At 54.7% G+C, this 26,870-nt stretch carries 31 protein-coding genes; 4 read left to right on the top strand and 27 right to left on the bottom strand.

The features are described from left to right. Positions 1 to 812 precede the first annotated feature (812 nt). The 26 genes from spo0A to AC3Y2E_RS06265 all read right to left on the bottom strand — a co-directional run bounded on the left by spo0A (position 813) and on the right by AC3Y2E_RS06265 (position 22,396). Positions 813 to 1,607: a sporulation transcription factor Spo0A gene (gene spo0A, locus AC3Y2E_RS06390; protein WP_379208306.1), complete on the bottom strand. Its 795-nt coding sequence runs from the start codon at positions 1,605 to 1,607 to the stop codon at positions 813 to 815. 196 nt (positions 1,608 to 1,803) lie between these two features. Further along, entirely contained in the window at positions 1,804 to 3,105 is a 1,302-nt protein-coding gene (spoIVB, locus tag AC3Y2E_RS06385; protein WP_379208329.1) for a SpoIVB peptidase, read from the bottom strand. 144 nt (positions 3,106 to 3,249) lie between these two features. Beyond that, positions 3,250 to 4,968, bottom strand: coding sequence for a DNA repair protein RecN (gene recN, locus AC3Y2E_RS06380; RefSeq protein WP_379208304.1), 1,719 nt, complete (start codon positions 4,966 to 4,968; stop codon positions 3,250 to 3,252). A gap of 28 nt (positions 4,969 to 4,996) precedes the next feature. After that, positions 4,997 to 5,446, bottom strand: coding sequence for a transcriptional regulator AhrC/ArgR (ahrC, locus tag AC3Y2E_RS06375; protein ID WP_190925392.1), 450 nt, complete (start codon positions 5,444 to 5,446; stop codon positions 4,997 to 4,999). Between the two features lie 19 nt (positions 5,447 to 5,465). Then, positions 5,466 to 5,924, bottom strand: a complete 459-nt coding sequence (locus AC3Y2E_RS06370) for a hypothetical protein (protein WP_379208301.1) — start codon at positions 5,922 to 5,924, stop codon at positions 5,466 to 5,468. Positions 5,925 to 6,068: 144 nt separating this feature from the next. Then, positions 6,069 to 6,893, bottom strand: coding sequence for a TlyA family RNA methyltransferase (locus AC3Y2E_RS06365; protein ID WP_379208299.1), 825 nt, complete (start codon positions 6,891 to 6,893; stop codon positions 6,069 to 6,071). An 86-nt stretch (positions 6,894 to 6,979) separates the two neighbouring features. Next, complete coding sequence (dxs, locus tag AC3Y2E_RS06360) at positions 6,980 to 8,902, bottom strand: 1-deoxy-D-xylulose-5-phosphate synthase (RefSeq protein WP_379208327.1); 1,923 nt, start codon at positions 8,900 to 8,902, stop codon at positions 6,980 to 6,982. Positions 8,903 to 9,059: 157 nt separating this feature from the next. Further along, positions 9,060 to 9,962, bottom strand: coding sequence for a polyprenyl synthetase family protein (locus AC3Y2E_RS06355; protein WP_379208296.1), 903 nt, complete (start codon positions 9,960 to 9,962; stop codon positions 9,060 to 9,062). Positions 9,963 to 9,965: 3 nt separating this feature from the next. Further along, the gene (gene xseB, locus AC3Y2E_RS06350; RefSeq protein WP_332075649.1) at positions 9,966 to 10,220 is read right to left on the bottom strand and encodes an exodeoxyribonuclease VII small subunit; all 255 of its coding nucleotides are present in this window, start codon (positions 10,218 to 10,220) and stop codon (positions 9,966 to 9,968) included. After that, entirely contained in the window at positions 10,201 to 11,571 is a 1,371-nt protein-coding gene (gene xseA / locus AC3Y2E_RS06345; protein WP_379208293.1) for an exodeoxyribonuclease VII large subunit, read from the bottom strand. Before xseA ends, xseB begins: the two co-directional genes overlap by 20 nt. A gap of 22 nt (positions 11,572 to 11,593) precedes the next feature. After that, entirely contained in the window at positions 11,594 to 12,445 is an 852-nt protein-coding gene (gene folD, locus AC3Y2E_RS06340) for a bifunctional methylenetetrahydrofolate dehydrogenase/methenyltetrahydrofolate cyclohydrolase FolD (protein WP_379208290.1), read from the bottom strand. Positions 12,446 to 12,474: 29 nt separating this feature from the next. Next, entirely contained in the window at positions 12,475 to 12,948 is a 474-nt protein-coding gene (gene nusB / locus AC3Y2E_RS06335; protein WP_190930096.1) for a transcription antitermination factor NusB, read from the bottom strand. A gap of 112 nt (positions 12,949 to 13,060) precedes the next feature. Further along, entirely contained in the window at positions 13,061 to 13,297 is a 237-nt protein-coding gene (locus AC3Y2E_RS06330) for a DUF2273 domain-containing protein (protein ID WP_190930095.1), read from the bottom strand. Positions 13,298 to 13,311: 14 nt separating this feature from the next. Next, positions 13,312 to 13,869, bottom strand: coding sequence for an alkaline shock response membrane anchor protein AmaP (gene amaP, locus AC3Y2E_RS06325; protein WP_379208287.1), 558 nt, complete (start codon positions 13,867 to 13,869; stop codon positions 13,312 to 13,314). A gap of 94 nt (positions 13,870 to 13,963) precedes the next feature. After that, positions 13,964 to 14,380, bottom strand: coding sequence for an Asp23/Gls24 family envelope stress response protein (locus AC3Y2E_RS06320; RefSeq protein ID WP_190930108.1), 417 nt, complete (start codon positions 14,378 to 14,380; stop codon positions 13,964 to 13,966). A gap of 87 nt (positions 14,381 to 14,467) precedes the next feature. Next, positions 14,468 to 15,826, bottom strand: coding sequence for an acetyl-CoA carboxylase biotin carboxylase subunit (gene accC, locus AC3Y2E_RS06315; RefSeq protein ID WP_190930093.1), 1,359 nt, complete (start codon positions 15,824 to 15,826; stop codon positions 14,468 to 14,470). 55 nt (positions 15,827 to 15,881) lie between these two features. Beyond that, positions 15,882 to 16,379, bottom strand: a complete 498-nt coding sequence (gene accB, locus AC3Y2E_RS06310) for an acetyl-CoA carboxylase biotin carboxyl carrier protein (RefSeq protein ID WP_332075645.1) — start codon at positions 16,377 to 16,379, stop codon at positions 15,882 to 15,884. A 202-nt stretch (positions 16,380 to 16,581) separates the two neighbouring features. After that, positions 16,582 to 17,265 carry a SpoIIIAH-like family protein gene (locus tag AC3Y2E_RS06305; protein WP_379208283.1) on the bottom strand — a complete coding sequence of 228 codons (684 nt, stop codon included), beginning with the start codon at positions 17,263 to 17,265 and terminating at the stop codon, positions 16,582 to 16,584. A gap of 55 nt (positions 17,266 to 17,320) precedes the next feature. Then, positions 17,321 to 17,959, bottom strand: coding sequence for a stage III sporulation protein AG (gene spoIIIAG / locus AC3Y2E_RS06300; RefSeq protein WP_379208281.1), 639 nt, complete (start codon positions 17,957 to 17,959; stop codon positions 17,321 to 17,323). 4 nt (positions 17,960 to 17,963) lie between these two features. Further along, positions 17,964 to 18,677, bottom strand: a complete 714-nt coding sequence (gene spoIIIAF, locus AC3Y2E_RS06295; protein WP_379208279.1) for a stage III sporulation protein AF — start codon at positions 18,675 to 18,677, stop codon at positions 17,964 to 17,966. A gap of 36 nt (positions 18,678 to 18,713) precedes the next feature. Beyond that, positions 18,714 to 19,895 carry a stage III sporulation protein AE gene (spoIIIAE, locus tag AC3Y2E_RS06290; protein ID WP_379208277.1) on the bottom strand — a complete coding sequence of 394 codons (1,182 nt, stop codon included), beginning with the start codon at positions 19,893 to 19,895 and terminating at the stop codon, positions 18,714 to 18,716. A 34-nt stretch (positions 19,896 to 19,929) separates the two neighbouring features. After that, positions 19,930 to 20,319 (bottom strand): stage III sporulation protein AD, encoded by a 390-nt coding sequence (gene spoIIIAD, locus AC3Y2E_RS06285; protein WP_190930088.1) that lies wholly within the window; start codon positions 20,317 to 20,319, stop codon positions 19,930 to 19,932. 8 nt (positions 20,320 to 20,327) lie between these two features. Next, entirely contained in the window at positions 20,328 to 20,531 is a 204-nt protein-coding gene (gene spoIIIAC, locus AC3Y2E_RS06280) for a stage III sporulation protein AC (protein ID WP_110840056.1), read from the bottom strand. A gap of 14 nt (positions 20,532 to 20,545) precedes the next feature. After that, positions 20,546 to 21,064, bottom strand: coding sequence for a stage III sporulation protein SpoIIIAB (gene spoIIIAB, locus AC3Y2E_RS06275; RefSeq protein ID WP_379208274.1), 519 nt, complete (start codon positions 21,062 to 21,064; stop codon positions 20,546 to 20,548). Then, complete coding sequence (gene spoIIIAA, locus AC3Y2E_RS06270) at positions 21,058 to 22,062, bottom strand: stage III sporulation protein AA (RefSeq protein WP_379208272.1); 1,005 nt, start codon at positions 22,060 to 22,062, stop codon at positions 21,058 to 21,060. Before spoIIIAA ends, spoIIIAB begins: the two co-directional genes overlap by 7 nt. Before the next feature lie 67 nt (positions 22,063 to 22,129). Beyond that, positions 22,130 to 22,396 carry a YqhV family protein gene (locus tag AC3Y2E_RS06265; protein ID WP_190930085.1) on the bottom strand — a complete coding sequence of 89 codons (267 nt, stop codon included), beginning with the start codon at positions 22,394 to 22,396 and terminating at the stop codon, positions 22,130 to 22,132. A gap of 231 nt (positions 22,397 to 22,627) precedes the next feature. Here AC3Y2E_RS06265 and comA point away from each other — a divergent pair, with 231 nt between their 5' ends. From comA to AC3Y2E_RS06245, 4 genes are all read left to right on the top strand, one after another. After that, on the top strand, positions 22,628 to 23,434 hold the full coding sequence (comA, locus tag AC3Y2E_RS06260) for a phosphosulfolactate synthase (RefSeq protein ID WP_379208270.1): 807 nt from the start codon (positions 22,628 to 22,630) through the stop codon (positions 23,432 to 23,434). Positions 23,435 to 23,462: 28 nt separating this feature from the next. Next, positions 23,463 to 24,170 (top strand): 2-phosphosulfolactate phosphatase, encoded by a 708-nt coding sequence (locus AC3Y2E_RS06255; RefSeq protein ID WP_379208268.1) that lies wholly within the window; start codon positions 23,463 to 23,465, stop codon positions 24,168 to 24,170. A 56-nt stretch (positions 24,171 to 24,226) separates the two neighbouring features. Beyond that, positions 24,227 to 24,691, top strand: coding sequence for a DUF441 domain-containing protein (locus tag AC3Y2E_RS06250; protein WP_379208266.1), 465 nt, complete (start codon positions 24,227 to 24,229; stop codon positions 24,689 to 24,691). A 77-nt stretch (positions 24,692 to 24,768) separates the two neighbouring features. Continuing rightward, complete coding sequence (locus AC3Y2E_RS06245; protein WP_379208264.1) at positions 24,769 to 26,127, top strand: aspartate kinase; 1,359 nt, start codon at positions 24,769 to 24,771, stop codon at positions 26,125 to 26,127. Between the two features lie 122 nt (positions 26,128 to 26,249). Here the strand turns inward: AC3Y2E_RS06245 and efp are convergent, their stop codons facing one another. Further along, positions 26,250 to 26,807: an elongation factor P gene (efp, locus tag AC3Y2E_RS06240; protein ID WP_190930080.1), complete on the bottom strand. Its 558-nt coding sequence runs from the start codon at positions 26,805 to 26,807 to the stop codon at positions 26,250 to 26,252. Positions 26,808 to 26,870 lie beyond the last annotated feature (63 nt).

Here is a 26,870-nt window from a genome sequence, read left to right as displayed (position 1 = left end):
GTAGAGGACTCGCTGGAGTTCTTGAACTTTGTTTTTGGGTGTAGTTAGCCTTTGATCGGCATTCACTTGCTCGTACCTCCTCGATTTCCGTGAACAAAGTGGGGTATTGTCTTTCGACGCCCTTCCCATTCAAGCGGGTTTTGGACAAAATAGAAGGTACAAACCGCTCTTATTCCATTTTTCCCCTGTCTATAGGTTGAGGAGAAAGCTGAAAGGTCAGCGAAAAACGACTTGCGGCAACAACTGATCGATAAGGAAATGTATTTTCACCTTTAGGTTTTGGGTTTTGGTATCGTTTTCGGTGTTTAACTATGAGCTATTGGTTTTGGGGGTTGGGGTTGGGGTTGGGGTTGGGGTTGGGGTTGGGGTTGGGGTTTTCACTTTTGGCCTTTCGCTTTTGGCCTTTCGCTTTTGGGCTTTTGACTTCTCGCTATCCACGCTCTAGCCTTTAGCAAGGTCAAACCTTCGTTGAAGTTAAAATAAAAAAATAAAACGCCCTTTCCCATAGGACAAAGAGCGTTTAATCCAAAAATGAATGTTTATTGTTTTATATGCGAACAAACGTTTGTAATTTTCCCCCATTTCGTATACACTTAAAGTATGCACCAGCTGCCAATTCCATCGAAGAGAACCGGGGGTGAATTCGCGTATTTAGTTGATTTCGTGGAGAGCCGCGCTGAAGCTTATCGGAACGATGGCCGTCGGAAGCCGATAATTTCGCGCTGGTTCACCGGTAAGACCCTGACTTTATTTATACTGGCATTCTGGCTTAATTTCCCGGCAGCGCATGAACAGTACAGCAGCAGAACTTATTAAGAAACTTTATGCTCGATCCGCAGCTTGTCCGCCACCATCGCGATGAACTCGGAATTCGTCGGCTTCGACTTGCTGATGTTGATGGTGTAACCGAACAAGTGGCTGATGCTGTCGATATTGCCGCGCGTCCAAGCGACTTCGATCGCATGGCGGATCGCCCGTTCAACACGGCTCGGGGTCGTTTTGTATTTTTCGGCAATGGCCGGATAGAGCGTTTTCGTAATGGCACCGAGAATTTCGATGTTGTTGTACACCATCGTGATCGCTTCGCGCAAATATTGATACCCTTTAATATGTGCGGGTACGCCGATTTCATGGATGATGCTCGTAATATTGGCATCCAGGTTTTTTCCTTTTGTAATCGGCACGACATTGGGCTTGGATGCGACGGAAGACGTCATCGAGCTCGAATTGGAGACGAGCTGACGAATCCGGTTCGTCAATATTTCCATATCGAAAGGCTTCAATATATAATAAGAAGCTCCCAATTGAACCGCTTTTTGAGTAATATTCTCTTGACCGAACGCAGTAAGCATTATAATTTTCGGCTGCGGGTTGAGGTTCATCTCGCGAAGCTTCTCCAACACGCCGAGACCGTCCAGATGCGGCATAATAATATCCAAAATGAGGACGTCGGGCACTTTCTTGTTTTGTTCGATGTAAGACAGCACCTCGTTGCCGTTATAGGCGACGCCCGCCACCACCATATCGTCTTGCTCGGAGATGAATTCCGATAATAAATTTGTGAATTCTCGGTTGTCGTCGGCCAATAGCAATTCGATCTTTTGCAACTTCATATCCTCCTTCGATTGTAACGCAGAAAGTGTTGGTAGATTGCTCCACTACTAAAGATTTTCGACACGGCGATCGTTTTTCCTTCTGTCGAAAAATTTTTTTCTTTCTTTTTTTCAACAAATCATCTATAATAATATTTTTCTTCCCGATACGCGATCGTTCGACAAAAAGCGAAAAATCTTAAGGCGGATTTTACCCAGCCTTAAGATTTTTTTGTTCGTTCGAACCGATCACAACCCCTGCATCCTGCAGCATCCACTCGATAAAGCAGCCGTATCCCGACGTCGGGTCGTTCACGAATACGTGTGTGACGGCTCCGATCATTTTTCCGTTCTGAATAATCGGACTTCCGCTCATGCCCTGGACAATCCCGCCGGTTTTCTCCAGCAGACGCGGGTCGGTTATTTTAATAACCATGCCTTTCGTCGCCGGGAACTCCTGCTTGGACACATGAACGATCTCGATATCGAACTTCTCCACTTTCTGACCGGAGATGACGGTGTAGATATGAGCCGGCCCTTCCTTGACTTCCTCCGCGAAGGCGACTGGAATCGCTTCTTTCGCTAAAGCATGATCCGGAGCGTTATACATTTTACCGAAAATGCCGAATGCCGTATTTTTTTCGATATTGCCCAGCTCTTTGCTTTCGTTGAAGAAATTGGCCCGTTTCTCGCCGGGTTCGCCGTTTTGGCTTTTGGAGATGGACGTTACGTTGGAATGGACGATATGACCGTCCCCGACGGGAATCGGAGTTTGCGTGTCCATATCGGTAATGACGTGGCCCAGCGCGCCATACACGCCTTGATCCGGTGCGTAAAAGGTCAATGTGCCGACGCCGGCCGCCGAATCCCGGATATACAACCCGAGGCGGTACGTTTTATCAAACATATCGTAAGCCGGTGTAATGCTCGTGGTAATTTCTTGATTGTTGCGGCGGATTTTCAGCGCGAGCGGCTTTTTTTGCTCACCCGCCTTTTTGACGATATCGGCCACTTTGGAGACATCGTTGATGTACGTCCCGTCGATTTCCCGAATCAGATCGCCCACCATAATTTTCGCTTCCTCGCCAGGGGACACTTTTTTATTCTCCGCCACCTGGATAAGGTGATGACCGACGACCATGATGCCGTCCGACTTCATCTTCACACCAATCGTTTGACCGCCGGGAATGACTTTCAGATCCGGCATCACATTCACTTTGACGGTTTTTAGCGGAATTTTCCCGAATAAGCGAAGCTGCAGATCGGTTTGACCGCTGCCGGCTGATTCAAGCGAAATCGGACGGTTTAAATCCACTTGAAACGAATGCTCGGCTACTCCGTTTACTTTTACAATTTCCGGATTAACCGTAACCTGCGCGTGGACAGGCATCGACAGGTGTAGCTGTCTGCCCTGACCGGTAAACATCCTTAATTCGTCGGGGAACGAAGCGAAGCTTTGAAAAGGAGTGGAAATGCAACCCAAACAAACGAAGAAGACGAGAATAAGTCCCATCAGTCTTTTTCTGCCGGTACCCAAATCGATCACGCTCCCTTTTCCATGCTGCCTGACTAGGCGATTCGCCGATTGCGTACCTATAAGGTAACCGTGCCCCGATCGTTTTATAACTGCAAATGATGCCACGTTTTGTGGCTATTTTCACACATTGGCGTTCATTTTCTTTTCATTCGCCAGGGAAATCATTTCACGGGCATGATCAAGCGTTTTTTCCGTTACCTCCACACCGCCGAGCATACGGGCCAGCTCCCTTACCCGTTCCGAATCGCGCACGTCGTCCACCGAGGTGAAGGTCCGGTCCGCCTGAATTGTCTTAAGTATTAAATAGTGCGAATCCGCCATGCAGGCCACTTGCGGCAAGTGTGTAATCGAGAACACCTGGCAATATTGCGACAGCTCAGACATTTTCTCGGCGATCGCCTGAGCGGCCCGTCCGCTGACTCCGGTATCGACCTCATCGAAAACAAGCACAGGAATACGGTCTACCCGCGCAAAAATCGATTTCATCGCCAGCATAATTCGCGACATCTCCCCACCGGATGCGATCTTCGCGAGAGGGCGCAGCGGTTCTCCGGGATTGGCCGAAATTAGAAATTCGACCTGATCCAGGCCGTTTCGCGTGAAGCTCGGCGATTCCAGATCCTCCGAATGTCCGCTCCGCAGAAACTGTACTTCGAACCGGGTCCGTTCCATATGAAGCGCCTTCAACTCGGCTTCGATGCTGTGGCTTAACCGCTTGGCCGCATGCTGCCGAAGCTTGGACAATTTGTCGCCGGCCGTGAGCAGCTGATCTTGGACTTGCTCGGTTTGTCTCGTTATCCGTTTCACCGCTTCGTCCTTGTTTTCGATCAGCTCCAGCTGCTGCGAGATCCGTTTGCCGTGCTCGATAATCTCGGCTACATTGTCCCCGTACTTGCGGCGGAGCATTCCGATCATATCGAGCCGCTGCTCGACATGCTCCAGCCGGGCCGGGTTGAATTCAATCCCGTCACGGTAATCCCTTAACTGAAAGGCCGCATCTTCGAGTTGATAAAAAGCCGACTGCATCTGCTCCAGCAGCGGATTCAGCTTGGCCGTGTCCACCGCCGACACATCGGATATGCGTTGAATCGCTTTCGAAATCGCCGATAACCCTTTGGAGCCGTATAAAGCGTCGTATGAGTCCGCCACGTTCTGAAACAGCTTCTCCGCATTCGCTAGTTTGCGCTTTTCTTCCGATAACGATGCATCCTCGCCGATTTTTAACGATGCCGCCGAGATTTCCTCGATTTGGAACCGGTACAGATCGGCCATCTGCAACGCCTGCTTCGTCGATTCCTCCAGCTGCCGAAGCTCTTTGCGAAGTTCCGTATACCGGTCATACACTTCCTCATAATGGGTGCGAGCCGGTACGATCGTTTCGGCATCGAACATATCGAGCCAGTGAATATGCGCCTCCGCCTTCATCAGCGACTGATGCTCGTGCTGCCCGTGAATATTGACGAGACATTCGCCCGCTTCGCGCAGCATCGTTAAATTGACGAGCTGGCCGTTGATCCGGCTCGAACTTTTCCCTTGCGCCGATATTTCCCTGCGGATAATCAGCGGTTCGTCCCTGTTGGCGTCGATGCCGATCCGCGCCAGCACGTCCCAGACCGGGTGTCCGTGCGCCAACTCGAACCCCGCTTCAATCTCCGCCTTCTCGCATCCGTAACGGACGAGTTCCGCGGAGCCGCGCCCTCCCGCAATAAGTCCGAGCGCATCGATGATGATCGATTTCCCCGCGCCCGTCTCTCCGGTCAACACCGAAAAACCGTTCCGGAACGAAACGGTGACTTGTTCGATAACAGCCAAGTTGCGAATGGTCAATACTGTAAGCATACGCTTTCCTCCCGCCGGAAAAAATCGGTTATCCGAGCATTCCTTTAAACTGGTTTACCACTTTCCCGCTCTGACTTTTGGTGCGGCATATGATCAATATCGTATCGTCACCGCATATCGTCCCCATGATTTCACTCCATTCCAAACTGTCAATTAACGCCCCGAGCGTATTCGCCGTACCCGGCATACATTTCATAACGACCAAATTTTCCGCGTAGTCGATATGTACGAAATGATCGTGCAAGGCGCGCTTCAGCCTGGGCAGCGGATTGATTTTTTGCTCCGCAGGCATCGAATATTTGTAGCGGCCGTCCTCCAGCGGTACTTTGATCAGCTGCATTTCTTTAATATCCCGGGAAACTGTGGCTTGCGTCACTTGGTAGCCGGCGAGTCCCATTTCCTTCACCAGGTCGTCCTGGGTTTCAATTTCTTTGCCGGTAATAATTTCCCTAATTTTGAAATGCCGTTGGGCTTTCATGCAAATGTAATCCTCCTATTTAGTCCCGTTCAACTTCGAACGTAATTTTCCGGATCGAGCCGATAGCCGGATCGACATAAAGCACCCCGGCCGCTTCTGGGTACAGCAAGCTATACACCAGCAGCCTCTCCCGGATCGCGCTGCCTGTCATCTCCAGAGGCATCCGCTCCCGGGCCAGCTTCACGACATAAAACCGGTCTTCGTCGTCCATTACATACGCATCGACAAATATACGGCTCTCCAGCAGCTGATCGTCCATCGTCATCGTAACGGGAAGTTTGTGCTTGCCCGCCACAATCTCATATCCCCTCGCATTCAGCAGCATCACTGCTTCTTCGGAAGGCAAATACAGCTCGTCCTGCCGGGGAATCGCAAGCGCCGCTCTCGGCTTATCGTACCATTTGCGTCCCCGCGCGTAAAACCAGATGACAAGAACGGCGATAAGTAACAGAATTACGAAAGAGTCACCGGTTCGCATCTAGCGTCCCCTCCATCCTGGAGCAGCTCCAGCTTCCGCATTCGTCCGGATTTCCGGCCATGGAGAACACATTCTAGCACGTACCGGGAAAATCCTCTCTCATATACAAAAAACTCATCTCGCGGATGAGTTTTTTGCATGTGCTTAAAACGACCGGTTCGCCGTCTCCACCGTCTCCTGAATGGACGACTCCAGCGCCGCCTTGGACATGACGCCGGGCGTACCGGCGTTCATCGTCAACAAGACGAGAAATTCGATGTTACCTTCTCCGCCGGTTATCGGGGAATAAGTCAATCCTTTCACACCGAACCCGATCTCCTGCGCAAACTGCAGCACGCCTTCCAGCACTTCCCGGTGAACATGCGGATCGCGAACGACGCCCGACTTCCCTACTTTCTCCCGCCCCGCCTCGAACTGGGGCTTAATCAATGCGGCTACCAGCCCTTCCGGAGCCAGCAGCTGCCGCAGAGGAGGCAAGATGAGCTTCAGAGAAATGAACGATACGTCAATCGACGCAAATACAGGCGGCTCTCCCGGCAAGTCGCCGGGCTGCATATGCCGGAAATTCGTCCGCTCCATTACATGAACGCGGGGATCGTTGCGCAAACTCCAGTCCAGCTGGTTATAACCTACGTCAACCGCATGCACATAGGAAGCTCCGTGCTGGAGGGCGCAGTCGGTAAATCCGCCGGTCGAAGCCCCGATATCGATCATAATCGCTCCGTTCAGATCGAGTCCGAACGAACGGATCGCTTTCTCCAGCTTCAGGCCGCCGCGGCTCACATACGGGTGCACCGCGCCTTTGACTGTAATGGACGCCTCCCGGGGGATTTTCGTCCCGGCTTTGTCAATCTTGTCGTTATCTACCAATACGAGACCGGCCATAATCGCCGATTTCGCTTTTTCCCTGCTGTCGTAAAATCCTTGTTCGACCAGAAGCACGTCGAGCCTTTCTTTATTAGAAGACATGCCAACGCTCCTACCGTTGTTTAAGAGGTTGTTCAAAAAATCCACTTTTGATCGGTGCTGAAAACCGGACTTTTTGAACTCGCACTTTAAGCGCGCTGCCTTTTCCTGGGCAGCATCGTTTTCAGTTCCGTGACGACTCTCTCCGGCGTCAGCCCGACTTCCTGACGCTGCTCCTTCGGACTGCCATGCTCGACGAAATAGTCGGGAATGCCGACCGGCTTCACGCGAACGCCGTAAATATCCCGCTCCGCATAAAACTCCAGAACCGCGCTGCCGAAGCCGCCCTTCACGGTCCCTTCCTCGAGAGTTAAAATATTGTAGCCGTCCTCGTACAGATTCATCAGCATCTGCTCGTCAAGCGGCTTCAAAAATCTCGCGTTCACGATCCGCGGCTGGATGCCCTCGCTCTTGAGCAGCTCGGCTGCGCCGAACGCAAGCTCCAGCATTTGCGGCCCCGCGGCCAAAATGGCGAAACCTTCGCCGTCGCGCACCGTTTCCCACGATCCGATCGGAATCGGCTTCGCTTCCTCGTCCATCTTCACGCCTACGCCGTTCATCCGCGGGTAACGGACCGCAATCGGCCCTTCATTGTAATCGACGGCTGTCTTCATCATATGCCTCAGCTCGTTTTCGTCCTTAGGCATCATCATGACCATATTCGGAATGCTGCGCATAAAGGCAATGTCATACACACCCTGATGCGTCTCACCGTCAGCGCCGACAAACCCTGCCCGGTCGATGGCAAAAATAACGTTCGTATTTTGCCGGCAAATATCGTGAACGATCTGATCGTACGCCCGCTGCATAAAGGTTGAATAGACGGCATACACCGGCTTCATTCCTTCCAGGGCAAGCGCTGCGCACAGCGTAGCGGCATGCTGCTCGGCGATCCCGACATCGATCATCCGGTCCGGATACAGCTCGGCAAATTTCAGAAGTCCCGATCCGCCGGGCATCGCGGGCGTAACCGCAACGATCCGCTCATCCTGCTCCGCCAGCTCGATCAGGGAATTGCTGAACACTTCCGTGTACATCGGAGGCCCGACCGCTTTAATAAATTGGCCGGATTCGATTTTGTAAGGCCCTCCGCCATGCCACGTATGCGAATCTTCCTCGGCCGGAGAGTAGCCTTTACCTTTTACGGTAATAACGTGGATGAGGACAGGACCGTTCACTTTCTCCGCTTGCTTGAACGTCTCGAACAGCTGTGGCAGATTGTGCCCGTCGACCGGACCGAAATATTTGAAGCCCAGCTCCTCGAACCATACGCCGGAGACGACCAGATATTTCAGGCTGTCCTTGAGACGTTCCGCCGTCTTCGCAAGCGTCCCGCCGATCGCGGGAATTTTTTTGAGCAGATGCTCGACTTCTTCTTTCGCTTTCGCATAATGCTTGTCGGTACGAATCTTGCTTAAGTAATTGTGCAGCGCACCGACATTCGGCGCTATGGACATCTCATTGTCGTTCAGGACGACCATCAAGTTTTTGCGTTCGTGGCCGATATGGTTCATCGCCTCAAGCGCCATACCGCCGGTTAAAGCGCCATCGCCGATTACGGCGACAATCTTATTCTGCTCACCCTTCAGATCGCGGGCGATCGCCATCCCCATCGCGGCGGACAACGACGTGCTGCTATGACCGGCTTCCCAGACGTCGTGCTCGCTTTCGGACATTTTGACGAATCCGCACAAGCCTTTGTACTTGCGCAGCGTATCGAAGCGGTCTTTACGTCCGGTTAAAATTTTGTGCACATACGACTGATGGCCGACATCGAAAATAAATTTATCGTTCGGACTGTCGAACAAATAATGAAGCGCGATCGTCAACTCGACGACACCCAGATTGGGAGCCAGATGTCCGCCGGTTTTGGATAACTTTTCGATCAGAAAGCCGCGGATTTCCTCAGCCAGCGTCTCCAGTTGGAAAACGCTCAGCTTTTTGAGGTCGGCCGGGCTGTCAATTTGATTAAGGAGCACGTTATGCCCTCGCTTTCCGTTCGACTTAACCATTGTATAGGAGTAGTATTGCCCGTATTTTAACGAATCACAGCCTGCATCCGACACCATTATACCATATTCGCGAAATCTCACTCAATGATTGCCTAATAACGCTGCGCGAACGCGAAAAAGACGGGCAGCCTAGGAAACAACCCGTCCATTCGATTCGTTAATGATCCCGCTCCGTCAGGAAATCGGCCAGCTCCAGCAGCCGCTCCGGCGACTGGAACCCCGCATCCCGTACCGCTTGCTTGCCGAGATCGGTCAGTTCCGTCACCTTACGCCGGGAAGCTTCCAGTCCGATAAAATACGGATACGTCACCTTTTGCATTTTCTCGTCGCTACGAACCGCCTTGCCGAGCTTCTGCTCGTCGCCGACCACATCGAGAATATCGTCCTGGATCTGGAAAGCCAGACCGATATTCCTTCCGTACGTCTCCAGCGCATTCAGCTGTCGCTCGGTCGCTCCCCCGATCCGGCCGCCCGCTTTGAGCGAGAATACGATCAAGTCACTCGTTTTGTGCAGATGAATATATTCCAGCTCCGCAAGCTGGGTCAGTCCCTGTTCGCCCTGCATATCGGCGACCTGGCCTCCGACCATGCCGCGCGGACCGGCCAGAATCGCCAGCTCCTCGATGATATCGAGCACGCGTTCCGCCGGAACGCCGTACAGCCGGGAGGCGCGGGATGCCGAATAAAAAGCATGGGTAAGCAGCGCGTCGCCGGCGAGGATCGCGATCGCCTCGCCGTACACTTTATGGTTCGTCAGCCGTCCCCGGCGATAATCGTCGTTATCCAGCGCGGGCAAATCGTCATGGACGAGCGAGTACGTATGTACCATCTCGACGGCGGCCGCGACGGGCAGTGCCGCTTCGACGGAGCCGCCGCACGCTTCGGCGGCGGCGAGCACCATTACCGGCCGGAGCCGCTTGCCGCCTGCCATCAGCGAATACGTCATGGCCTCCTTCAGAACCGCAGGAATATGCCAATCCTCGGGTGCGTAAGCGGCCAGCTCGCGTTCGATTAATGATGCGCGTTCTTTGATGTAGTCCATTATGGACGGATGAGACATGAATCAGTTCTCCCTTTCATCGGACACCGGCTGGAACGGCTTCTTTACGAAGTTCCCGTTATCCTCCAGCAGTGTTTCGATCTTGCGTTCCACCTGCTCCAGCTTTTGTCCGCACAAGTGGGACAGCGACATGCCTTCCTGAAAAAGCTCAATCGCTTTCTCAAGCGGAACGTCCCCGCTTTCCAGCTTGGCTACGATCTGCTCCAGCTTGTCCATCGCCTGCTCGAAGCTGACCGGTTCATCCTTCACGCTGCTCATCCAGGTTCTCCTCCATTCCCCATACGTGGCAATTCAGCTTGCCGTCGGTTAACCGGATCTTCACCATATCTCCCGGCTGAATCTGGCTGACTGATTTGATAATCCGCTTCTCCTGATCGTCGTAGACGAGACTGTAACCGCGCTGCATCACCTTCAGCGGGCTCAGCGCATCCAATTGGCGAAGCTGTGAGACGTACCGGTGACGCGTTTCCTTGAAGACGGCCTGCATCGATTGAAGCAGCTGATGGCGGGTTACTTCGACGCGCTTCCTGGCATATACGAGCTGCTGCTTCGGATTGTGCGATGCCAGCTTCCGGTCGAGCCGCATCGAGCTTTCCCTCGCCGCAGACAGACGCTGCTGCAGCCGAAATACGAGTTGCTCCTTCATCCGGTCGAGCCGCTGAGCCGGCTCCTGAAGCTGTCTTTGCGGTTGGGTAAGGGCCGGAGACTTTTGCAGACGATGTAACCGTTCGCGTCTAACCGACAACTGCGAAGATACTCCTTTCACCAGCCGCTGCGACAAATGGGCGATATGCTGCTTCAGCTCCATGATATGCGGAACCGCCAGCTCGGCCGCCGCCGTTGGCGTGGCAGCACGAAGATCGGCCACAAAGTCGGCGATCGTAAAGTCGGTCTCGTGTCCTACAGCCGATATGACCGGAATCGCCGAGGCGTATATGCTGCGGGCTACGATCTCTTCATTAAATGCCCACAGCTCCTCCAGCGATCCGCCTCCGCGTCCGACGATAAGCACATCCGCTTCGCCGTGCCGGTTCATCACTTCAATCGCGCGAACGATCGAAGGAGCCGCCTGGGCGCCCTGCACGAGAACCGGATACAACAATATTTGCGCCGCCGGATAACGCCGCTGAAGCGTAGTCATAATATCGCGCACCGCCGCTCCCGTAGGCGACGTAATAACGCCGACCGTACGCGGAAACTTCGGTATCGGTCTTTTGCGCGGAGCGGCGAACAAACCTTCGTCGCCGAGCTTCTTTTTGAGCTGCTCGAACGCCAGATACAAACTTCCGATCCCGTCCGGCTGCATATGCGTGACGTACATCTGGTATTGCCCGTCCCGCTCGAACACGGAAATATTGCCGCGGGCAATTACTTTCGCGCCGTCCCGCGGAATAAAGCCGAGCCGCTGATTGTTCGATGCGAACATAATGCTTTTGATCCGGCTGTCCGCATCCTTCAGCGTAAAATACATATGTCCGCTCGAATGGTGGGTGAAGTTGGACAATTCCCCTCTTACCCAGACGTCCTTAAGCACGGAGTCGCCTTCGAGCTTCATCTTGATATATCGCGTCAAATCTTTGACGGACAGCACTTTATCCCGGTTATGCATCGGTATCACCGCACTCGCGCGCTTACGCGCGCAGCGCCTTAGCCGCTTGCAGTGTATTGTGCAGCAGCATCGTGATCGTCATCGGACCTACGACGCCCGGCACAGGGGTGATCGGTCCCGCCGTATCCACGACATCGCCAAAATCGACGTCACCCGCAAGCGTTCCGTCCTCCAGCCGGTTGATGCCCACATCGATGACGACCGCGCCAGGTTTGACGAACTCCTTCGTGACGAACTTCGGCTTGCCGATCGCCACGACGAGAATGTCGGCCTCGCGGCACAGCTCTTTCATATTCTCGGTACGCGAATGACATACCGTTACGGTTGCGTTTTCGCGCAGCAGCAGCATCGATACCGGCTTGCCGACGATATTGCTGCGGCCGATGACGACGGCCCGCTTGCCGGATATCGTTATACCAGTACGCTTAATAATCTCGATAACGCCTGCCGGCGTACATGGAAGCAGGCTCGGCTTGCCGATCGACAGATTGCCCACATTGATCGGATGGAACCCGTCCACGTCTTTTTCAACCGCGATCGCATCGATCACCGCATCTTCCGATATATGGTTAGGGAGCGGAAGCTGTACGAGAATGCCGTGAATCTTGGTATCCCGGTTCAGCTTGTCCACCAGCTCGAGCAGCTCGGTCTGCGACGTCTCGGCTGGCAACCGATGAACCTCGGAATAAATCCCTACCTGCTCGCACGCCTTCGCTTTGTTCCGGACATAAACCGCTGACGCCGGATCTTCCCCTACAAGTACGACAGCAAGCCCCGGACGGAATCCTTCCGCCGCCAGCAAGTCGATTTCTTCTTTCAGTTTGCCGCGAATATCGGCGACAATTTGTTTACCGTTAATTACGTTCTCCGACATGGTTCGTCCTCCCCTTCCGGTTGACCGTTTTACTGGTTACCGCTCGTAGCTTCATAGTTGCTCTTGATCGCGTCAAGCTCCTTGATCATTTTGCCAAGCACGCCGTTGACGAACTTGCCGGATTCGTCCGAGCCGAACCGCTTCGCCAGCTCGATCGCCTCGTTGACGACGACTTTCGGCGGAGCGTCGCTTCCGTGCAGCATCTCATAAGCGGCAAGACGCAGTATTTGCCGGTCCACTTTGGACAGCCGGTCCACTTTCCAGCCGGTCAAATATACCGCCAGCGTCTCGTCGATCCGCTGCTTTTGCCGGATAGTCCCTTCCACCAGATCGGTCAAATACGGGGTATTGGCAATAACGTCTTCCCCGATTGCTAGTTCCGCTTCATTGTCGCTCCGCGCTTCCTCCAGCGCTATCTCGATAGCCGCCTGAGGAGTCACCTCGTTCATATCGATTTGATACAAGCTTTGCATTGCGATTTCCCTGGCCAGTCTTCGCTTCACCCGCGAATCATCCTCCTGCCTGATGTCCAAACGTCCATGCGTTCAATATACCACAAAAACCTGCAAACAAAACAGAAGAAGGCCGTTTCCAAGGGGGAACCGCCTTCCGTCGTTACCGAAACCATTTCCAACGATCCGCAAGCCTGCTCAGCCTATCCGTCCATTCTTCCGGGTTCAGCTTCAGCTTTCCCGCGTCGTACCTGTTGCCGGCATATGTACACACCGCGATGAGAAAAGCGACAATGAGCATATCCCAAAATCCGCTTATTAAATAGATGATTCCCAGAAACAATCCCGAGGCGACGCCGATCAGGCGGCCTTTATGCCGTTCCCACAGCTCGTTCCACATGGCGCCAGCCACCTCTATTCGACTCTGCTTTTAAATGTCTGGGACTGCACGACATTAGCGATAAAGACGGACACTTTCGCAACCGGAATGCCTGTAACGTCCTCGACATGCGTCTTGACGGAACGCTGGATCTCCTCCGACAAATCGGGAATCGAGTTCTCCCCGTCTACGACGGCGCGGATGACCACATCCAGCCCCGCATCGGTTACCGATACCCGGGCCCGCAAATCTTTAACTCCCCGTACGCGCCCTGCCGACTTCAAAGATAAATTTTCGACGGTCTCCAGCGAGATGCGGATATCTCCGAAATCGGTACGCTGATCGATCGAAGGAACTTGTCCGCGTCCGCGGCGGACGGATACGTAGAAAAACCGGAAAGTGACCAGCAGCACGAATACCCCGACCGCGATGGCCGGATAAGCGACCGTCCCTTCATAATACAGGTTGTTCAAAAAGTTTTCCGACGTGGCGAACGGCACCCAGCCGAACGAAACGACCAAAAAAAAGATGACGCTGATTCCAATAATCAGCGTATACAGGAATAGCAGCAACCGGTCCATTACTTTGATCACGCTGGTCCGTCCCCTTCCGCGATTGGCAAGGTTCGGAAGGTTGCCCGTTTCGTTTCTCCCGGCAACCTTCTTCCCCGGTCGACGGGCACGCCCGTTACTTAACGCGGTGCGCCGTCGTTTCTTCCTCTTCCTGCGGGTTTTTGTCCGCCGGCTTGAACTGGACGTCGTGAATGTGTACGTTCACTTCAACGACCGTCAGACCGGTCATCGATTCGATCGTCTGCTTCACGTTCCGTTGGATGGCGCCCGCCACCTCCGGAATACGATGACCGAACTCGATGACGATCGATACGTCGATCGCCGCCTCGCGTTGTCCGACCTCGACCTTCACGCCTTTGGATAAATTTTTGCGTCCGAGCAGTTCAGCGATGCCTCCGGCAAATCCGCCGCTCATTCCGGCAACGCCGGGAACTTCCACAGTGGCCAGTCCCGCAATCACTTCGATCACTTCCGGAGCAATCTGAATCGTTCCGATATCCGTTTTCTCAAATTCCGTAGTTAGAGTGCTAATGGGTAACACCTCCCAGACGACTTGTCTATACTATTACTATACCATTTTGCCATTTTTATGACAAACGATACGGATGCGGCAAAGCCGTCAAGAGTTCGGATCGTTTACATCATGTTCCTCGAGAAACTTGATGTCGAACGTCCCGGCCTGGAACATTTTGTGATCCATCAGCTTGAGGTGGAAACCGATCGTCGTATGAATGCCTTCTACGGCGAATTCGCCCAGCGCCCTGCGCATGCGGGCAATCGCTTCGTCGCGGGTGGGGGCCCAGACGATCAGCTTGGCGATCATCGAGTCGTAGTGCGGCGAGATCGTGTACCCCGGATACGCTCCGCTGTCTACGCGGACTCCAGGGCCGCCCGGAGGGAGATAAAAATGAATCTGTCCCGGCGAAGGCATAAAATTGCGCTCCGGATCTTCCGCATTAATCCGGCATTCGATCGACCAGCCGTTGATTTGCACGTCTTCCTGCTGAAACGACAGCGGATCGCCCTGCGCAACCTGAATCATTTCCTTGATGATGTCGATATTCGTAATCATCTCGGTTACCGGATGCTCGACCTGAATCCGCGTATTCATTTCCATGAAATAAAATTGTCCGTCCGGACCAAGCAGAAACTCCAGCGTCCCGGCGCCCGAATAGTTAACCGCGAGCGCGGCCCGGACCGCAGCCTGGCCCATCGCTTCCCGAACTTCCGGCGTGAGCACCGGACAAGGGGCCTCTTCCACCAGCTTCTGCCTGCGCCGCTGTACCGAACAATCGCGCTCGCCCAGATGGACGGCGTTGCCGTGTTTGTCGGCCAATATTTGAATTTCGACGTGCTTCATGCCCGTCAAATATTTTTCGAGGTATACGCCCGAGTTGCCGAAAGCTTTCTGGGCTTCCTGCTGGGCGGTCGTAATTTGCTGGATGAGCATTTCTTCGTCGTCGGCGATGCGGATTCCTTTGCCGCCGCCGCCGGCCGTCGCTTTGATAATAACCGGATAGCCGATCTCCCGGGCGATCCGTACCGCTTCCCCGAGATCTTCGATCAGGCCGTCCGAACCGGGGATGACCGGCACGTTTGCATCCTTCATCGTTTGCTTCGCGACCGCCTTGTCGCCCATCTTGCTGATGGCGAGCGGAGACGGGCCGATAAACGTAATGTTGCACTGCTCGCACAGCTCGGCGAAGTCGGCATTCTCCGCCAAAAATCCGTAACCCGGATGGATGGCGTCCGATTCGGTCAACGTCGCCACGCTCATCAGGTTGGTGAAATTCAAGTAGCTGTCCTTTGACAGGGTAGGCCCTATGCAGTAGGCTTCGTCGGCGAGCCGGACGTGAAGCGAGTCCCGGTCCGCCTCCGAATAGACGGCCACCGTATAGATGCCCAGCTCCCGGCAGGCGCGGATAATACGTACCGCGATCTCGCCGCGGTTGGCCACCAATACTTTATGAAACTTCATGTCGGCATTTTCCTCCAATTCGAGTCCATTTCATCCATGCTATGAAATCGGCTCGTTATTCCGGTTTAACGAGGAACAAGGTTTGTCCGTATTCGACCAGCTGACCGTTCTCCACGAGAATCTCGACGATCTCGCCTTTCACTTCGGCTTCGATCGGATTCATCAGCTTCATCGCTTCCAAAATGCAAACCGTCGTCTTCTCGTTAACCCTGTCGCCGATATTGACATACGGAGCGGCCCCCGGCGAGGATGCGCTGTAGAACGTCCCGACCATCGGAGACGTAATCTTGTGCAAGTTGGCTTCCGGCTCGGCCTTCGGCTGTTCCGGCTCTGCTGCCGCAGCGCCCGGCGCGGCGGGAACGACTGCCGGAGGAGCGACCTGCTGGACATAAGGATTATATGTAGGCGGGGCAGGATGCGCAACTACGACGGATTCGGTTTTATTCGGTTTACGGATTAAAAGGCGCGAGCCTTCGTTTTCGATTTCCAGCTCCTGCACGGTAGTCGAGTCAACCAGCTTGATCAACTCTTTGATTTCGCTTAATTTAAACATCGTTTCCACTCCTTCAACGGTTGTGAAGCGCTTGCTTGGACGAGCAACGTTAGTATTATATCACAACCGTCATTCGCACATAAACAAGTTTATCGCGGGAGCTCCTTTTCCGCTGCCTGCGGACAGGAAAAGCGGCCCCGGGGTTCACCCGGCAGCCGCCTTCCCGTCCGCGTCCGCCGGGCATCCCGACAGAAGCGTCCAGTTACTGCACATATTGAATCGTTACTTTGTCCGGAGTGACGTCCAGTTCGTTCATTACGTAATCGACGATGCTCACACCTTGGCTTTTCTCCAGCTTAGCCGTTTGCACGACGACCTTCCATTTGCCGCTTTCTTGGAGAACGATCGCATTTTTGAAGTCTTTCGCGAGGTAGTCCTCAATGCTCGTCACTTTCTCGTCGATATCCTGGAGCTTTTGAATTTCATTCATCGCCAGCGTCACTTCGTCGTTCGTTTTCTTCGAGTCGGTTTGAATCGTCAGCCACTTTTCCATCTGCTTGGAGAACTCCTCCGTACGTTTCATATGAAGACCCGCGAAATAATCGTTGCCCGAAGTCGCGACCGTCGACACCTGCTTGATCACTTCTTCATCCGTTTTTTTGGCGCCGGCCGCTACCGGAGCGGTTGTCGCTTTGTCGGCAGGAGGGGTTGCGGAAGCATTTGCTTGATCCGCAGCTGCTTTGTCGGCTGCCGCCTTGCCGTCTACGGTGTCCGTCTTCGGAGCCGTGCCCGTCGTGACCGCGTCCACTTTAATTTCGCTGCCTGCCGCCTGCTGGGCCGTCAGATCCAGCTCATTCACATCTTCGGTGAACAGGTAATAAGCGGACAATACCACCATCAAGCTGAGCATCGAGACGAGCCATACCGTTTGTCTTTTCGTATTCATCGTTTCGTTTCCTCCTTATCGATCGAAAATGGATGTTTGCCTGCCGGCAACCCTCTTACTGCTTGCGGGGCAGGACGGAGATTCGGTGCGCGGGTACGTCCAGCCCCCGGCCGACCGCTTCTGCGATCATTTGTTTAATCGTCAAATTTTCAGCGCCCTTGGCAACGACGACGACCCCCCTTATACGCGGCTTTATTTTTTTAATCACGATCGGAGTCTCGCTGCCGGATGCTTCGTATAAGACGACTTCTCCGCTTCGTGTTATTTCGGTTATGTGACGGGTCGATCCGTTCACGTCTTTTTCGTTCGTAATTTGCTGCGTTTCCTTCGTATTGGAATGAACCATGGTCTCCTCGGTCGATTCGATCGTGACGAGCACCTCCACTTCACCGACGCCCACCACTTTTTGCAAAACGTCCCGGATTGCGGCTTGATAAGATTCTTCGTAGTCCCGAAAACCGGCTTTGTCGTTCGCTTCCTTCCCGATAAATGTTTGGCGGGTTTCCGGATCAGACGGGATTCCTCCCTGTTCCTCCGGTTGTCCGAGCGGCTTGATGTTCAGAAACGAGCTCAGGATCATCAGGGCGAAGCCCAGCAGACCGAGCAGTAAAAGCCACCGGAACGTATGAATCCGCTTCGGTCCTCCCGGACCCCCGCCGACCCGGTTTTCCAGCCATTGCAGCCATTTGGCCATGAGCTCACCTCTCTTCCCCAAGTTCCGTCTCGAACAGCAGCGTCACTTCATCCCGGTTCAATCGCCATTGCCTGTTCAACTGCTCATAGATGATTTTCTTCGCGTTCAACTGCTCCGGGGTCAGCCCGGCGTCCGTCCGTTTCGGCTCCGTCTTGCCGATTTGAACTTCGATATGAACGGGCCGGACGGCGCCGATCGGCTTGCGGTCTCCGGTTTCGCCCGGCGGATTTCCCGCAGCCGGAACTTCATCTATAAGATCAAGGACCACCTGCATATGTTTGATGCTTGGCGTTCCGTTATTGTCGTAATTCATCTGAAGCTGCACCTGCTTGACCGCCACCTGCGCCGGAAGGGCCACGCTTTGCTGAAGCTCGGCGGCCAGCTGCCTCTCCATCAGCCGCTGCGCCTCCGCCCGGTCGTCCTGACGCCAGCGCTCCGCGTCGTCCATAATCGCCTGCAGCGATTTCATCGTATCGAACGTGCCGGCTCCGGTTTTCTCCGTTCCGATCTGCTCGATGGAAGCGAGCAGCTTTTGCGAATCCCAGTTTTCCCGGAACAAGGCCAGCAGCGGAGACAGCAGCGTCAAGAGGATGAACAGGCCAAGCACGGTTTTCACATACCGCTGAAACGCGTTGTTCGGCAGCAGCAGGTCGACAAATGCGGCGAGCAGAACGATTAGAATGATCTCTTTCAACCAGCCGTGCAGCCAGGCTATCATGGCGCCATACCCTCCTGAATCGCTTTGATGCGGACGTTATCTCATCATTACGGATACGTTGCCTGCCGTAATAATGATCGTGATCGCCAGGAAAAACATCAGTCCGACTGCGGCAAGCGCCGCGAATACGTAGATCAGGCTTTTGCCGATCGTCTGCAGGCAGCTGATGATCGGATTCGAGCCGAGCGGCTGCATGACCGCCGCCGATACGTTGTAGATCAGGGCGAGCGCCATAATCTTGATCGCCGGGAATGCGCACAGAAATACGATGATGATAACACCCGCGAGACCGACTGCGTTTTTCACGAGCAGCGAGGCGCCGATCACGGTGTCCGAAGCGTCCGTGAACAACCGGCCGACGACCGGAACGAAGTTGCCGGTTATGTATTTGGCCGTCCGGATCGTGACGCCGTCCGTTATAGCGCCAGTTCCTCCCTTGACGGAGATGACGCCCAGAAATACGGTAACCGTAATACCGAGCGCGGCAACGCTGATGTTGCGAAGCAGATTGGCAAGCTGGGTTACCTTGTATTTGTCGCTGATCGAGCTGACAATGTGCAGCACGGCGGAGAAAAACATGAGCGGAAACACAATCGTATAGATGAGTGTGCCGACCGCGTGAATCATAAAAACGATAATCGGATGAAGCACCGTCACCGATGCTACGTTGCCCATCGAACCGAGCAGCGTAAGCATGAGCGGGATTACTGCTATCATGAACTGAATCATGCTCGTAATCGCCGACTTCGCATACTGGATCGCCACGCTGAAGCTGTTTATCGCGATCAGGAGCAGAACCATGTAAGAGATCGCGTAAGCGACCTTGCTGACGTTGTTTTTCTCGAATGCGCTCTGCAGTGACTCCAGAATCATGCTGAATACGGTCAGGATGACGATCGAGGCGAGCAGCTTGCCGTTAACCAGCACTTCGTGAAGCATGTACTTTCCGATGGCGGCGAAGATCGCCTTCAGACTGAACTTCTCATCCCCGCCCGTCAGCAGCTCCATAAAGCTCGGGGCCCGGTTGTCCGGAAAATAGCCGCCATACTCGCTGATCAGCCGGTTCCAGTAGCTCTCCACCTTATCCGTCGGCAGACGCTCCGCCTGTTCCTTCACGATCGTCTCGGCCGGGGTGGATGCATGGGCGCTCTCTCCTGCGAACATCATCAAGACCAGGAGCAAGACGGCGGCCGCCCGGTAAACGCTTAGCTTGATCAATGGCTTCCTCCCCCGTCGGGCGATTCGCTTCCGGTCAGGCGGGCAGCAACTTGACCACCGTTTCGATAATGACGCTGATGATCGGGATCGCCATCACCATAATGAGCACTTTGCCCGCAAGCTCGATTTTGGAGGCGACCGACTCGAGGCCGGAATCCCGCACGATTTGAGCGCCGAATTCGGCGATATAAGCGATGCCGATAATTTTCAGAATCGTTTTCAGAAACATGATGTTGATGTTCGTTTGCGCCGCCAAATCTTCCAGCACCCGGATGACCGACGAGATTTTGCCGAGCAGAAACAGGAAAATGTAGATTCCCGTAATCGCGGCCAGCAAAAAGGCGAACAGCGGCTTTTGTTCCTTCAGCACAAGCGTGAGAATGGCTACGATGAACCCGAGTCCGACGATTTGGATAATCTCCACTCGATCACCTACTGGAACAAAAAGATCGTTTTGATTTCCTTGAACAAATCGTCCAGCAGGCTCACCACCATGAACAGGACGACGACGAAGCCGATCACCGTTACCCAATGCGCCATATCTTCCTTGCCCATCTGTTTCAGGACGGTATGGATCATCGCGATGATGATGCCGATGCCGGCGATTTGGAAGATCGCATTCACATCCACGTTCATTTGCGGCACCCCTTCTAGTACATCAAAATGACGACAAATGCTCCGGCCAGCACTCCGAGGCTTTTCCACATCTTCTCGTAGCGCCGCTGTTCGTCCCAGGCGTTCTGCTCTTCGGCCTGCAGCAAAGTTACGGCCAGCCGCAAATGTTTCGCCTGATCGGTGCGGTCGCTGATGCCAAGTGTATAGCTCATCTGGCTCAAGATTTCCCGTTCATTCGATGACAGGGCCGTTTGCTTCCAGCAGACGTTCAGCGCATCGCGGAAGCTTTCTCCGGCGGTTATGCCGGATTGGGTGGAGAGCGGCTCGGCAGCCGACCGGAACAGGGCGGCGATCTGCGGCTCGAGCTGGTCGGCGATTCGCAGCAGCGCCTCCGGCAGCGGCGTGAAGCCGTACGTCATCTCCGTCTCAAGCCGCTGCAGCGCGTGGATCAGTTGACGGATCTGCCGCGGCCGGCGTGCGTACACCGAAGCTCTGGCGAAGCCGTACAGCGTAGCCGCCGCCAAAATCAGCACCGCGCCCAGCAGCTTCACCATGACCTGCCTCCGGAGGCTTCCGCGCGGCCGGCGGACAGCTCGGCCAGCTTGCGGCCGGCGGCGTCCCAGACGGTGAACCTCGCTCCCGTACGGCGGCACCTCGACAGCTCGACGAGGCGGGCGAACATCCGGTCCTCCAGCATCCGCTTCATAACCGGCCGGTCGCGGACATCTGCGGCGTGGCGTCCGTGCGCCGTGGCGATGACCCGCACCCCGGCATGCAGCGCTTCCTGCAGAGCCGCGGCATCTTCGGAGCGTCCGATCTCGTCGACGATCAGCACCTCGGGCGACATCGACCGGATCATCATCATCATGCCTTCCGCTTTCGGACATCCATCCAGCACGTCTGTACGCGGGCCGACGTCGAAAGCCGGCACCCCTTTGACGCAGGCCGCAATCTCCGATCGCTCGTCGACAATGCCTACCCGGAGTCCTGCCTGCGTCCGGGGATCGCCGAAGCCTTCGCCGCTGCTGATCATTCTCGCCAAATCCCGGATCAGCGTCGTCTTACCTTGGCGCGGAGGGGAGATGATCAGCGTCTGGTGCACGGTGCGTGCCGAATCGTCCCAGATCGCGGACAGCAAGGTGCGTCCTATGCCGGGGATCGCCTTGGCCACCCGGATGTTGAAGCTTCCCACGTCGCGGATATGTTTGACCTCGCCGCGTTCGAGCACCGTCTTGCCGGCCAGGCCGACCCGATGCCCTCCCGCTATCGTGATATATCCCCGCCGCAGCTCTTCTTCGAACGTATACAACGAATGATTGGTCAGCAGATCGAGCAGCTTCAACCCGTCTTCCTTCGTAGGCTTATAGCTTTGCTCCGGTCCTTCCGCCCAGCTTCCGTCCGGAGCCACGAACCGGGATTCGCCGTCCACGACGAGCTCCAGCGGCCTTGCTTCGCGGATTCGGATCTCCTCGAGGCTGTCTCGCATTATCGCAGGCAGCTTGTCTATCATTTTGCGGATCGTTGCCGGCAAAAACAGTAGAATCGATTGCATCGCGGTTCCTCCCCGGGTTGTCCAGTCGTTTACTCTCATCTATATGCCCGGACAAGGCGTTTATTCCCTATTTTTTTAAAATGCCTATGAAAATGAAAGTAACGCCGACGCCGACCCACAGCATCTTCGTAAACGACAGTTTATCGGCCAATCCTACCAATCCGATCGTGGTGGTCGCTAGAAGAGTCAGCGGTCCGACGATCGCCAGCCCCGAATTGACCAGCAGCGCCTTGTCCACCTGGTTCAGCCGGAGCATGATAAGCGCGGCCACTATTTCCAAACTACCGGAAAACAGCCTAAGACCGGCCATACTCATGACGATTTTATTGATCATCCTTCTCCCTCCTTCCTTGGCGATGCCGTACGCCCCGCGGAAGCTCCGATGCGGATGCCTTTCATTTCCGCCGCACTCCGATTGTGCTGTGCCAACTCGTCCGAGACGCCCCTCTCCCCATCCTATGCAGGCGCGTCCCAGTTTAGGCATACCGGGCACCACGCTCCGGGCGGCTGCATATATTGCTTGCAGACAATTAACCAATCCTTTTACAGCGAGGAGACTTGTTTTATGGACGTAACTTCACAGCTGGAGTGGCATCCGCAATTGCGGGACCCGACCGGATGTCGAACGTTCAAGCCGCGGTCTTGCGGCATAACGATGGTCATCGACAAAGGTCTCGGCCTCCATGCTTTCGAAGATTTGCTCGAAACGTCGGCGCCTTACATCGACCTGCTGAAAATCGGGTTCGGCACGACGCCTCTATATCCGGTCGGCCTGTTGAAGCGGAAAATCGAGCTCGCCCGGGAATATCAGGTTGCCACGATGCCCGGAGGCACGTTCCTCGAAGTAGCCGTCGCCCAACATACATTAACCGACTTTTTCGATACGATCGGCCGCCTCGGCTTTACCGCCGTGGAAGTGTCCGACGGCACCATCGAGATGGATCGTTCGGTCCGCAACTCGCTCATTCGGCGCGCCCGCGAGGCGGGGCTTACTGTATATACGGAGTACGGAAAAAAGCTGTGGGGCTCCGTCATCAACACCGAACAGCTGCTGGAAACCGTTCTGCTCGACCTTCAGCACGGAGCGGAGCTCGTTACGATTGAAGCAAGGGAATCCGGCGAGGGGGTCGGCATCTTCGACGCGGACGGAGAGTGCCGGGACGAGGAATTGCGAAGCATCCTGGGGCAGTTGCCGGACCCCGGACGGATTTTATGGGAAGCTCCGCAGAAGCAGCAGCAGATTCACCTGCTGAAAATCGCGGGATGCTCGGTCAATCTCGGCAATATCGCGCCGCAAGACGTCTATTCGCTGGAATCGCTGCGCAGAGGGCTGCGTTCCGATACGTTTCTGCATCCACAGCCGGAAAGATAAGATTAATGGAAGAAGCGAGGGATCGAACATGTTTGTGGACGTCATCGCGAGTGTGAACGAAGCCCGTTCGGATGACTTCATTCATAAGACGGTTATCGTCGTCGACGTGCTGCGGGCAACCAGCACGATCGTAACCGCGCTGGCCCATGGCTGTTCCGCCGTCGTTCCCGTCGAGACGGTCCATCAGGCGAAGCAGCTGCAGGAGCCCGGCGATCTGCTCGGCGGCGAACGGTACTGCAAAAAAATCGCAGGCTTCGATTACGGCAATTCTCCATTTGAATATACGGGCTCCGAATGTTCGGGGAGGCGCGTCATCCTGACGACGACGAACGGCACCAGGGCGATCCAGAAATCACAGAAAGCAAGCCGGGTGCTGGCGGGAAGTATGCTGAACGCCGAAGCCTGCGCCAAAACCGCATTCGCTCTAAACCGCGATATCGCGATTCTTTGCGCCGGAACGCAGGACGACTTCTGTCTGGAGGACGGCTTGTGCGCCGGCCTGCTCCTTCATCATCTGGAGCGGCTCGGCGACCGCACCGGGATGAACGATCTGGGCCTGGCGATGAAGCTGGCTTTCGAATCGGCAAGCGGGCAAATCGAGCAGATTCTGCTTGGCTGCGCCAGCGGCAAAAAACTGATCAAGCTCGGGCAAAAGGACGATGTGTTGTATTGCGCGCAAATGAACCGGTTCGATCTGGTCCCCGTCTTCCAGGATCAGAAGATGATTGTGTTCTAATCCCTCCTTCCTCTCATACACTAGTACGAGAATCCAGAAGGACAAGGGGCCATTCTATGAACGGCGAATTGCTGCTATTGCTGTTAATTATCGTAGGAATGATCGGCCGCTCGCCGATCATTACGACCGCTGCCTGCATCCTGCTTATCGTGAAGCTGATTCATCTGGAACGTTTTCTGCCGTCGATCGAACGAAGAGGCCTGGAATTGGGCCTCTTGTTTTTGACCATGGGGGTGCTGGTGCCGTTTGCCAGCGATCGGATCTCGACCAAGGACATTATGGCCGTCTTCACGTCCTGGCCGGGTGTAATCGCGCTGCTCGGCGGCGCCATCGCCACTTATATGAACGGCAAAGGACTCGATCTGCTCAAGGTGGACCCGCAGTTGATCGTCGGGCTTGTCATCGGTTCGATCTTCGGGATCATCTTTATGAGAGGGATACCGGTCGGGCCGCTGATGGCGGCAGGAATTACCGCTCTGCTGCTTAAAATTGCCAGCTTTCTGTTCGGAAAAATTCAGTAAGCCGGCGTGAATTGCCGTTGAATCCACTGCACTCTTTGTGGTAGTGTATCAGAAGAGTCCGTATAGGAGGAGACGTCATGGCTTTAAAAGTGTGCAAGTTCGGCGGCACATCGCTAGCTTCCGCCGATCAGTTCCGCAAAGTGGCCGCTATTGCGCTGGCCGACGCTGACAGAAAAATTGTAGTAGTATCCGCACCCGGAAAGAGAGATAAACCGGACACGAAGGTGACCGATTTGCTGATCGCCTATGCCGAAGCCAAGCTGAGTGGTACGGGAGCGGAACAGGTAGAGCAGACGATTCTCGACCGGTTCGCCGGCATTATCGAAGGATTGGAGCTGCCCCGGGAAGAGTTCGAGCAGATCGCCGGGCTGCTGAAGTCCAGAGGTGAAGGCGACCGCAGCCATCGTGCGCGCTATACCGATTCGATCAAAGCATTGGGTGAAGAATTCAGTGCCAGATTGCTTGCCGCTTTCCTGCGCAAGGAGGGGCATGATTTTATATATGTAGATCCGAAGGAAGCCGGTCTTGTACTCAGCGACGAGCCGGGTAACGCTCAAGTGCTGCCGGAATCGTACGAGCTGCTTCGTTCGCTGCGGGACAACGCGCACCGCATCATTTTCCCCGGATTTTACGGATACGCCAAGAACGGCAACCTCGTCGCCTTCCCCCGCGGAGGCTCGGACATTACGGGTGCGATTCTCGCAGCGGCCGTTCAGGCGGATGTTTATGAGAACTTCACCGACGTCGACAACGTTTTTGCTGCAGACCCGCGGATCGTGGACAATCCGGCGGCCATCCACGAGATGACGTATGCGGAGATGCGGGAATTGTCCTACGCCGGGTTCTCGGTCCTTCACGACGAAGCGCTGCAGCCGGCCTTCAACGCCAAAATACCGGTTCATATCCGGAACACGAACAATCCCGAGTCGCGCGGCACGCTTATTTCGCTGGAGCGTCACAATCACGAGCTGCCGGTTGTCGGCGTAGCCGGATCGTCGGACTTCTGCTCCATCTTCTTAAGCAAATATTTGATGAACCGCGAGAAAGGATTCGGCCGGCGCCTGCTGCAAATTATCGAGGATGCCGACCTGTCCTACGAGCATACGCCGTCGGGCATCGATCACATCTCGGTCATTATTAAGGAATCTACGTTTACGAACGAAGTCGAACAGCAAGTACTGGAGAGAATTCGTGCGGAGCTGCAGCCGGACAAGCTGATCGTCCAGCGCGGGATTGCGCTGATTATGATCGTCGGCGACGGGATGAGCAAGCAGATCGGCGTGGCCAAGCGCGCTACCGGAGCACTGGCCGACGCCCGGGTAAACCTGGAGATGATCAACCAAGGCGCATCCGAAAGCAGCATTATGTTCGGCATTCAGAACAGCGATATGAACAAGGCGATTGTCGCTTTGCACGGCGCATTTTTTAATTCCTGATATTGAACTTATTCCGGAGGGGCCATCAAGCCCCTCTTTTTCTTTTGCTCTCCTAACCAAAAAAGCATCCCCACGATAATTCGTGACAGGATGCTGCTTTGGGACACGTTGAGAGTATACTGCTAAGCACGGGAAATATATTTGCCGTCGCCCGTGCCGATCAGAAGAACGTCGCCTTCGTTAATGAACAGCGGCACTTGAACGTTCAGGCCGGTTTCCATCTTCGCATTTTTGGTGGCGCCTTGAGCGGTATTGCCTTTGATTCCAGGCTCCGACTCCACCACCTTCAGCTCGACGCTGTTCGGCAGGTTAATGCCGAGAATCTCGCCGTGGTAGCTGACGATGCTGATCGTCATATTTTCTTTGAGGAAGTTCAACTCCCATTCGAGCTGCGAAGCAGGAAGCGTAATCTGGTCGTAGGTCTCGTTATCCATGAACGTATGTTCCTGACCGCTCGCATACAAATATTGCATCGCACGGTTTTCGACGTGCGCGCGGCCTACGTCTTCGCCGGCGCGGAACGTCCGCTCCACCGTGTTGCCGTTGCGCAAGTTTTTCAGCTTCGAGCGAACGAAGGCTGCGCCTTTACCCGGTTTAACGTGCTGGAAATCAAGTACGGTAAAAATGTCGCCGTCTACTTCGATCGTCAAGCCTGTGCGAAAATCGTTAACAGAAATCAAAATCGGTTCCTCCTAAAATGTGGATAGTCGTGTCTTCTGCGTGTCCATCTGCAAAAAAAGGTT

It is taken from the genome of Paenibacillus sp. MAH-35, from assembly GCF_058135425.1.
Note: the sequence above shows the minus strand (reverse complement) of the source record. Positions and strands in the feature narration are given on the sequence as shown.